Genomic DNA, 8,798 nt, shown 5'->3' on the forward strand with positions numbered 1-8,798 from the left:
TATGTTTAAATGGATAAGACGTCTGGCGGTTTTTGTCGTAGTCCTCATCATAGGTATCCAATGTTATCGAATCCATGCCAATATTCAACATGTCTTAACCTATGAATCCATGGTTAAGGAGGTTTTGGCTGAAGACGACATCGATAATACAACCAATGTCGATTTGGTGTTGGCTATGATCTACACAGAAACCAAGGGGAAGACAGATGACGTGATGCAGTCCAGTGAAAGTTCTACAGGGGTGACTAACTCCATCACAGATCGAAAAGAAAGTATTCGTCAAGGGGTGACGGTGCTGTCAGAAAATCTGGAAGAAGCTGCCCACCATAAGGTGGATCCTTGGACAGCAGTACAAGCTTATAATTTTGGTAAGGCCTATATCGATTATGTGGCTGATAATGGTGGAGTTAACACCGTCGAATTAGCAAAAGCTTATTCAAAAAATGTCGTTGCTCCAAGTCTAGGAAACACTAGTGAGGAAACCTATACTTATTATCAACCTGTTGCCATGTATTATGGTGGGGGTAAGCTTTATACAAATGGCGGAAATATTTATTACGCCAAAGAAGTGCAGTTTAACCTCTTTTTGATGCGTATGTTCTCTCGTCTCTAAGAGGATACACTTCATTCTTAAGGAAAGACAAATGAAAGCATTATTAGTTTATTTTAAAGGATATGTCAAAGACAGTATCCTGGGACCCGTTTTTAAATTAATCGAAGCCAGTTTCGAACTTTTGGTCCCACTAGTCATTGCTGGAATTGTCGACACAACTATTCCAAATAAAGACAAAAATCATCTCTTTTTGATGATTTTTGTCTTATTTGGACTTGCCGTTATTGGTGTTGTCGTTGCTATTTCAGCACAGTATTTTTCATCAAGAGCAGCAGTTGGTTATGCGCGAGTGTTGACTAATGACCTCTATGCGAAAATCATGCGTTTATCAAAGGAAAAGCGGGATGAGATTGGAACTTCAAGTTTGGTAACACGCCTGACTGGTGATACCTTTCAAATCCAAACGGGGATAAATCAATTTTTGAGGCTCTTTTTGAGGGCACCAATTATTGTGACAGGAGCCATTATTATGGCATTCCGAATCAGTCCACGCTTGACCCTCTGGTTTCTTGGTATGGTCTTGGTATTGACCCTTATTATTGTACTAGCTAGTCGCATCGTCAATCCTTTATATGCCAAGATTCGAGTGATTAATGAGTCAATTGTTACTAATACGCGCCAACAACTTGAAGGTATGAGGGTTATTCGTGCCTTTGGTCAGAGTGAGCGTGAATTAGATAACTTCACGACTGTTAATAAAGACCTGAAGAAGTGGCAACTAAAAACAGGTGTGATAGCAAGTCTCATTAGTCCTTTGACTTTCTTAGTTGTTAATATGACTTTGATTGCTGTCCTTTGGCAAGGAAATCTGCAAATTCAAGGTGGGCTCTTGTCTCAAGGGATGCTGATTGCTCTGGTCAATTATCTCTTACAAATTTTGACGGAGCTTCTTAAATTGGCTATGATGTTGACCAATCTTAACCAGAGCTTTATTTCGGCGAAAAGGGTACAAGCTATTTTTGAACTCCAAGATGAGGATATTGAGGCACCTTTAACACTCAGGAAGCCAGATTGGTCGGAAACAGGACTTGCTATTGACCACATGACCTTTACCTATCCTACGGCTAGTTCGCCATCACTCCAAGAGATTCATGTCAGTCTTACTCAAGGTCAGTCACTAGGTATTATTGGTGGTACAGGTTCGGGTAAATCGACATTGGTGAACTTAATCATGAACTTATATCAGCCTCAGATTGGTTCTTTAGCTATTTTCAAAGATCAAAAATCACCAAAAAACCTTAAAGAGTGGCGTTCTTGGGTTGCCTATGTCCCGCAAAAAGCCGAGTTATTTAGGGGAACCATTCGTTCAAACTTGTCATTAGGGCTTGATCACGAACCTAGTGAGCAAGAACTGTGGCATGCTCTTGACATGGCTCAGGCTGCTGATTTTGTAAGGGATAAGGACCTTGGTTTAGATGAGCCAGTTGAGTCATTTGGCCGTAATTTTTCGGGGGGTCAACGTCAACGTTTGACTATTGCGCGTGCGTTGATGAGACCAGCACCATTCTTGGTTTTGGATGACTCCACCTCAGCCCTAGATTACTTGACTGAAAGTCGCCTACTAGCGGCTATCAGAGACAATCTTAAATCAACGAGTTTGATTATTATTTCGCAAAGAACAAATAGCCTAAAAGCAGTTGATCAAATTTTGGTGCTTGATAAGGGGCATCAAGTTGGCTTGGGAAATCATGAAGCATTGCTTAACACTAATAAACTCTATCAAGACATTCATTATTCTCAACACCAAAAGGAGGTCGCTGATGAAGGCTAGAAATAATAAATCGACGCTTAAACGTTTAAGCAGAGATATCTTAAGCCAGCGTTACCTCTTTTCCTTAGCAACTATTGGGACCATTGTTCAAGTTGCCTTAACGGTTTACTTACCTATCTTAATTGGTGATGCAGTTGATGCTGTTCTTAAGATGAATGCTGTTCTTTTGATGTCACGATTAATATGGCAGATGCTTGTAGTTATCATAGCCAATAGTGCGATCCAGTGGCTAAATCCTTTAATTTATAACCGTTTGATTTACTCTTATAGTGAAAGTTTACGTGAGAGAGTAATGCTGAAAATTCATGCCATGCCTCTCAGTTACCTTGACCGTCAAGGAACTGGAGATATGGTTAGCCGTGTGACTACAGATAGTGACCAATTAAATAACGGACTTCTCATGGTCTTTAACCAATTTTTCGTCGGGCTTTTGACCATATTTGTTATTATCATTACCATGGCTCGTTTGGACTGGTTCATGATGCTCTTAGTTCTAGTGATGACGCCTCTGTCAATGCTTGTGGCACGTTTTATCGCAAAGAAGAGCTATCAACTCTATCGCAATCAAACTAAATGGCGAGGTGTGCAGACTCAGTTGATTGAGGAAAGTCTGACTCAAGAAGCTTTAGTACAGAGTCTAAATGCTCAAGACCAGATGGTTAGGAGTTTTAAAGACGTCAATGGTAAGTATGCTGATTATTCACAGGGTGCTATCTTTTATTCGTCAGCGGTTAACCCAGCTACACGTTTTGTTAATAGTCTAATCTATGCTCTCATTGCAGGTGTTGGTGCTTATCGAATCATGTCGGGTGGCGCTTTTACAGTGGGACAATTGACTACCTTCCTAAATTATGTCACCCAGTATACCAAACCTTTTAATGATATCTCATCTGTTCTATCTGAACTTCAAAGTGCTTTGGCCTGTGCTGATCGCCTTTATATGATATTGGATGAAGAGGAAATAACAGAAACAGGTAAGGCGGTCTTGGAAGAAGCAGATGTGCAGGGACGTTTTCAATTTGACCATGTCCAATTTGGCTATTTGCCTAATAAACCTCTTATCAAGGATTTGAGCATTGATATCCCTGCCGCAAGTACTGTTGCCATTGTTGGTCCAACAGGAGCGGGGAAATCTACCTTGATTAACCTACTTATGCGTTTCTATGATTTGGATAAGGGGAACATTCTACTGGACGGTAGACCTATTACAGATTATACTCGTGAGAGTCTTCGGAAACAGATTGGGATGGTTTTGCAGGAAACTTGGCTTGAGGTCGGCACTATTCATGATAATATTGCCTATGGAAATCCAGAAGCCAGTCGTGAAGAAGTCATAGCAGCGGCCAAGGCTGCCAATGCTGATTTCTTTATTCAGCAGTTGCCTCAAGGCTACGACACCTACTTGAATGATGCGGGGCAATCCCTTTCTCAGGGACAACGTCAGCTTTTGACCATTGCTCGCATATTTGTCAATGTGCCTAAAATCTTAATTTTGGATGAAGCCACTTCTAGTATCGATACTCGTACAGAGCTTCTCATTCAAGAGGCCTTCGCTAAATTAATGAAATGTCGAACAAGTTTCATCATTGCCCATCGATTATCTACCATAGAGAATGCGGACCTTATTTTGGTCATGAATAATGGAGATATCGTTGAACACGGAACCCATGAACAACTGATGCAAGCTAAGGGAATGTACTATCGTATGCAGACGGCCCAAAAGACACAAAATAGTTAAATCCGACAGAGCTTTTAAGCTCTGTTTTTTATGATTTTAGCCAATCATTTATCACGGAAGCTTATTAATGAAAAAGAAATGAAATTTAGTTATTTTTTCTTTTTTATTGGAAAAAATACTGATAAGATGGTAAACTAAAGAGGATATTATATAAAAAAAGGTATCGAAAATTAGAATGTTAAAACATAAAAACGTCCTAGTGTTTTTAGGACAAACCTTGCTTTATTTCGCCATTTTTATGGCCCTAATTTATCTCTACAATTACCTAGGACAAGGTCAAGGTAATTTTATCTATAACGAATTTTAGGAAGAATAATGACGAATACAAAAATTAAAGATATGATCGAAACGATTGAGCAGTTTGCTCAATCACAACCTGACTTTCCTGTTTACAATATTTTAGGGGAAGTTCACACTTACGGTGACTTAAAAGCTGACTCGGATAGCCTAGCTGCCAAGATTGATAGTCTTGATATTCCAGAAAAATCACCTGTTGTGGTTTATGGCGGTCAAGAGTATGAAATGTTGGCAACTTTTGTCGCTTTGACTAAATCTGGTCACGCTTATATTCCAATTGATAGTCACTCAGCTCTTGAGCGCGTGACGGCTATCGTTGAAGTAGCAGAGCCTAGTCTGATTATTGCTATCAATGACTTCCCACTTGAGGAAGTCCAAGCTCCAATTCTAACATTGGATCAAGTGACAACAGCTTTTGAAAGCAAGACTAGCTACGAAGTGACTCATCCTGTTAAGGGGGATGATACTTATTACATCATCTTCACATCAGGAACTACAGGTAAGCCTAAAGGGGTCCAAATTTCACACAATAATCTCCTTAGTTTCACCAACTGGATGATTACGGATAAGGAATTTGCGACTCCAAAACGTCCACAAATGCTGGCTCAACCGCCTTATTCATTTGACCTATCGGTAATGTACTGGGCACCTACATTGGCACTTGGAGGAACACTTTATGCTCTTCCTTCAGCTATTACACAGGACTTCAAGAAGCTCTTTGAAACGATCTTCTCACTTCCAATTGCCATTTGGACATCAACACCATCTTTTGCAGATATGGCAATGTTGTCTGAAGACTTCAATTCAGAGAAGATGCCAGAAATTACGCATTTCTATTTTGACGGAGAAGAGTTGACTGTCAAGACTGCTCAAAAGCTTCGCCAACGTTTCCCAGAAGCACGTATTATCAATGCTTACGGACCAACTGAAGCAACTGTCGCCTTATCAGCAGTAGCAGTAACTGATGAGATGCTGGCTAACCTTAAGCGTTTGCCGATTGGTTATACCAAGGAAGATTCACCGACTTATATTATCGATGAGGATGGCAATATCCTTCCAAATGGTCAACAGGGTGAAATCATCGTATCAGGACCAGCAGTTTCAAAAGGATATATGAACAATCCTGAAAAGACTGCGGAAGCCTTCTTCGAGTTTAATGGCCTTCCTGCTTACCATACTGGTGATGTAGGAACGATGACTGATGAAGGTCTCCTTCTTTACGGTGGTCGTATGGACTTCCAGATTAAATTTAATGGTTTCCGTATTGAGCTAGAGGATGTTTCACAAAACCTTAATAAGTCTAAGTATATTGATTCAGCAGTAGCTGTGCCACGTTACAATAAAGACCATAAGGTTCAGAACCTCTTGGCTTATGTGATTCTTAAGGATGGTGTTCGTGAGCAGTTTGAACGTGAAATTGATATCACCAAGGCGATTAAGGCAGACTTAGAAGATATCATGATGTCTTACATGATGCCTACTAAGTTCCTCTATCGTGAGAGCTTGCCTTTAACACCAAATGGGAAAATCGATATCAAGGGTCTTATCAGTGAGGTTAACAACCGATGATTGACTTCTTGAAACAGCTCCCCCATTTAGAAGCCTACGGTAATCCCTTCTATTTTATCTATCTTGGATTAGCTCTATTGCCAATCTTTGTGGGTCTCTTCTTTAAAAAGCGTTTTGCAATTTATGAGTGTTTGGTCAGTCTAGCCTTTATTGTTCTTGCTCTGACAGGAACACATGCTAGCCAATTACTAGCCTTACTCTTCTATATCGTTTGGCAAATCATCTGGGTTTATTCCTACAAACATTACCGCAGTAAAAAGGACAATAAATGGGTTTTCTATTTACACTCATTTCTTGTAGTCCTTCCCTTGATTTTTGTTAAGGTAGAGCCTGCGATAAATGGTACTCAGTCCCTTTTAAACTTTCTTGGTATTTCTTACTTGACCTTCCGATCAGTTGGTATGATTATCGAGATGCGGGATGGTGTCCTTAAAGAGTTTACACTTGGAGAATTCCTCCGATTCATGCTCTTTATGCCAACCTTTACGAGTGGTCCTATTGATCGCTTCAAACGCTTTAACGAAGATTACCAAGCGATTCCTGAGAGAGATGAGTTGATGAATATGTTGGAGCAAGCTGTCAAGTATATTATGCTCGGTTTTCTCTATAAATTTGTCTTGGCTCAAATTTTTGGAAGTATGCTTTTACCTTCACTGAAAACACAAGCTTTAGCTCAAGGTGGTATCTTTAATTTACCAACACTTGGTGTTATGTATGTTTTCGGTTTTGATCTTTTCTTTGACTTTGCAGGCTACTCGATGTTTGCCCTAGCAGCATCTAACCTTATGGGGATTAAGAGCCCAATCAACTTTGACAAACCTTTCATCTCACGAGACTTGAAAGAATTTTGGAATCGTTGGCATATGAGCTTGTCTTTCTGGTTCCGTGACTTTGTCTTTATGCGTTTGGTTATGGTTTTGATGCGTAACAAGGTTTTCAAAAACCGTAACACGACATCAAATGTTGCCTATGTCATTAATATGATGGTTATGGGATTCTGGCATGGAGTTACCTGGTACTACATTGCTTATGGTATTTTCCATGGTATTGGTCTAGGAATTAATGATGCATGGTTACGTAAGAAGAAGACCATTAATAAAGAACGTAAGAAAGCTGGTCTTGAGCCACTTCCTGAAAATAAATGGACGAAGGCTTTGGGAATCTTTATTACATTTAACACTGTTATGTTGTCATTCTTGATTTTCTCTGGATTCTTGAATGACCTTTGGTTCACTAAAAAATAAGTAAAGGAATTATAAAAATGGATGTAAAATCAGAAGTTATTGAAATTATTGATGAACTCTTCATGGAAGATGTTTCAGACATGATGGATGAAGACCTTTTCGATGCTGGTGTTCTCGACTCTATGGGAACAGTTGAGCTTATCGTTGAATTGGAATCACGTTTCGATATTCGTGTGCCAGTTTCAGAATTTGGTCGTGATGACTGGAACACAGCTAATAAGATTGTTGAAGGGGTAACGGAGCTTCGCAATGCTTAAGCGTTTATGGCAAATTTTTGGCCCTATAATCTGTGCCTTAGTCTTGGTAGTAGTAGTTATTTTTTCCTACCCTCAAGGCAGAAAACATAATTATGAGGTTGAAAAACGTAACGCAGTAACCTTGACAACTGAGAACTTTAAGAGCCGTATTAATAAGACGACAGCTCTTTCTGATAAGAATCATCGATTTGTCCCTTTCTTTGGGTCTAGTGAGTGGTTGCGTTTTGATGCCCTTCATCCAGCTGTTTTAGCTGAAAAATACGACCGTAACTATCGCCCATATTTTATTGGACAACGTGGGGCTGCCTCTCTAAACCAATATTTGGGAATGCAACAAATGCTTCCCGAATTGAAAAATGGGACAGCAGTCTATGTCTTGTCACCACAGTGGTTTACTAAAAAAGGTTACAATTCTGCGGCTTTCCAGCAGTTCTACAATAACGACCAACTTAGTAGTTTCTTAAGTCAAAATCAGACGGATGCAAATTCTCAGTATGCAGCTCAGCGCATCTTAGAGATGAAACCTGAGATTACTATGAAATCTCAACTTTCTAAAGTGGCTAATGGGCAAGATTTAAATTCTCTTGATAAGACTTATATTCAATTTATGGCAGAGCTTAATAAGCGAGAAGATGCCTTGTTCAGTCCTTTTGCAGCATCAAATAATGCAAATTACGACAAGAAGGTTCTTCCTTATCTTAAAGAGTTGCCAGACAAGTTCTCTTACGAGGCACTTGACCAGGTTGCCGTAAGAGATGCAGAAGCTCATACCAAGTCAAACGACTTTGGTATCGATGACCGTTTCTATAAGAAACGTTTGGCTAAAAAGATTGGTAAACTTAAAGGTTTCCAAAAGAATCTTTCGTATGAAGTTTCACAAGAATATGGTGACCTACAGTTGGTGTTAAATCAATTTGCTAAGTCAAATACTAATGTTATCTTTGTTATCCCACCTGTTAATAGCAAGTGGATGGCTTATACGGGACTAAGTCAGGAAATGTATGATGCTACGGTTTCTAAAATCCGTTATCAATTGGAAAGTCAAGGCTTCACCAATATTGCTGACTTCTCAAAAGATGGAGATCAACCTTACTTCATGCAAGATACCATTCATATGGGATGGAAAGGTTGGGTGGCCTTTGACAAGGCTGTTGATCCATTTGTAAGTAATCCAACACCCGCACCTAACTATAACTTGAACGACCGCTTTTATAGTAAGGATTGGGCAGGTTATACAGGGGCTCCTAGTCAGTTTAAGTAGCATTACTTAATAAAGGCTCTTTGTCAACTGTAGTGGGTGACGAAAAGC

At 39.7% G+C, this 8,798-nt stretch carries 8 protein-coding genes; all 8 read left to right on the forward strand.

The genetic code is table 11. The features are described 5' to 3' along the window. Nucleotide 1 precedes the first annotated feature (1 nt). On the forward strand, nt 2-613 hold the full coding sequence (locus HMPREF2637_RS05605; protein WP_064525048.1) for a lysozyme family protein: 612 nt from the start codon (nt 2-4) through the stop codon (nt 611-613). 31 nt (nt 614-644) lie between these two features. Beyond that, nucleotides 645-2,384: an ABC transporter ATP-binding protein gene (locus HMPREF2637_RS05610; RefSeq protein ID WP_064525045.1), complete on the forward strand. Its 1,740-nt coding sequence runs from the start codon at nt 645-647 to the stop codon at nt 2,382-2,384. Beyond that, nucleotides 2,374-4,122, forward strand: coding sequence for an ABC transporter ATP-binding protein (locus HMPREF2637_RS05615; RefSeq protein WP_064525043.1), 1,749 nt, complete (start codon nt 2,374-2,376; stop codon nt 4,120-4,122). The genes HMPREF2637_RS05610 and HMPREF2637_RS05615 overlap by 11 nt, the downstream gene beginning before the upstream one ends. 175 nt (nt 4,123-4,297) lie before the next feature. Beyond that, nucleotides 4,298-4,429 (forward strand): teichoic acid D-Ala incorporation-associated protein DltX, encoded by a 132-nt coding sequence (locus HMPREF2637_RS05620; RefSeq protein WP_002885174.1) that lies wholly within the window; start codon nt 4,298-4,300, stop codon nt 4,427-4,429. Nucleotides 4,430-4,437: 8 nt separating this feature from the next. After that, on the forward strand, nt 4,438-5,988 hold the full coding sequence (gene dltA, locus HMPREF2637_RS05625; RefSeq protein ID WP_014634613.1) for a D-alanine--poly(phosphoribitol) ligase subunit DltA: 1,551 nt from the start codon (nt 4,438-4,440) through the stop codon (nt 5,986-5,988). After that, a complete protein-coding gene (gene dltB, locus HMPREF2637_RS05630; protein WP_002891150.1) occupies nt 5,985-7,232 on the forward strand; it encodes a D-alanyl-lipoteichoic acid biosynthesis protein DltB in 1,248 nt (415 codons plus the stop codon). The genes dltA and dltB overlap by 4 nt, the downstream gene beginning before the upstream one ends. A 17-nt stretch (nt 7,233-7,249) precedes the next feature. After that, nucleotides 7,250-7,489 carry a D-alanine--poly(phosphoribitol) ligase subunit DltC gene (dltC, locus tag HMPREF2637_RS05635; protein ID WP_002891149.1) on the forward strand — a complete coding sequence of 80 codons (240 nt, stop codon included), beginning with the start codon at nt 7,250-7,252 and terminating at the stop codon, nt 7,487-7,489. Further along, nucleotides 7,482-8,750: a D-alanyl-lipoteichoic acid biosynthesis protein DltD gene (dltD, locus tag HMPREF2637_RS05640; RefSeq protein ID WP_064521196.1), complete on the forward strand. Its 1,269-nt coding sequence runs from the start codon at nt 7,482-7,484 to the stop codon at nt 8,748-8,750. The genes dltC and dltD overlap by 8 nt, the downstream gene beginning before the upstream one ends. Nucleotides 8,751-8,798 lie beyond the last annotated feature (48 nt).

The sequence above is a fragment of the Streptococcus sp. HMSC065H07 genome (assembly GCF_001837325.1).
Taxonomy (GTDB): Bacteria; Bacillota; Bacilli; order Lactobacillales; family Streptococcaceae; genus Streptococcus; species Streptococcus salivarius_H.

Excerpts from the sequence above, each read along its gene's own strand:
- HMPREF2637_RS05610 (WP_064525045.1), top strand. The coding sequence starts at position 645 with ATGAAAGCATTATTAGTTTATTTTAAAGGATATGTCAAAGACAGTATC.
- dltC (WP_002891149.1), top strand. The coding sequence starts at position 7,250 with ATGGATGTAAAATCAGAAGTTATTGAAATTATTGATGAACTCTTCATG.
- HMPREF2637_RS05620 (WP_002885174.1), top strand. The coding sequence starts at position 4,298 with ATGTTAAAACATAAAAACGTCCTAGTGTTTTTAGGACAAACCTTGCTT.
- dltA (WP_014634613.1), top strand. The coding sequence starts at position 4,438 with ATGACGAATACAAAAATTAAAGATATGATCGAAACGATTGAGCAGTTT.
- HMPREF2637_RS05615 (WP_064525043.1), top strand. The coding sequence starts at position 2,374 with ATGAAGGCTAGAAATAATAAATCGACGCTTAAACGTTTAAGCAGAGAT.
- dltD (WP_064521196.1), top strand. The coding sequence starts at position 7,482 with ATGCTTAAGCGTTTATGGCAAATTTTTGGCCCTATAATCTGTGCCTTA.
- HMPREF2637_RS05605 (WP_064525048.1), top strand. The coding sequence starts at position 2 with ATGTTTAAATGGATAAGACGTCTGGCGGTTTTTGTCGTAGTCCTCATC.
- dltB (WP_002891150.1), top strand. The coding sequence starts at position 5,985 with ATGATTGACTTCTTGAAACAGCTCCCCCATTTAGAAGCCTACGGTAAT.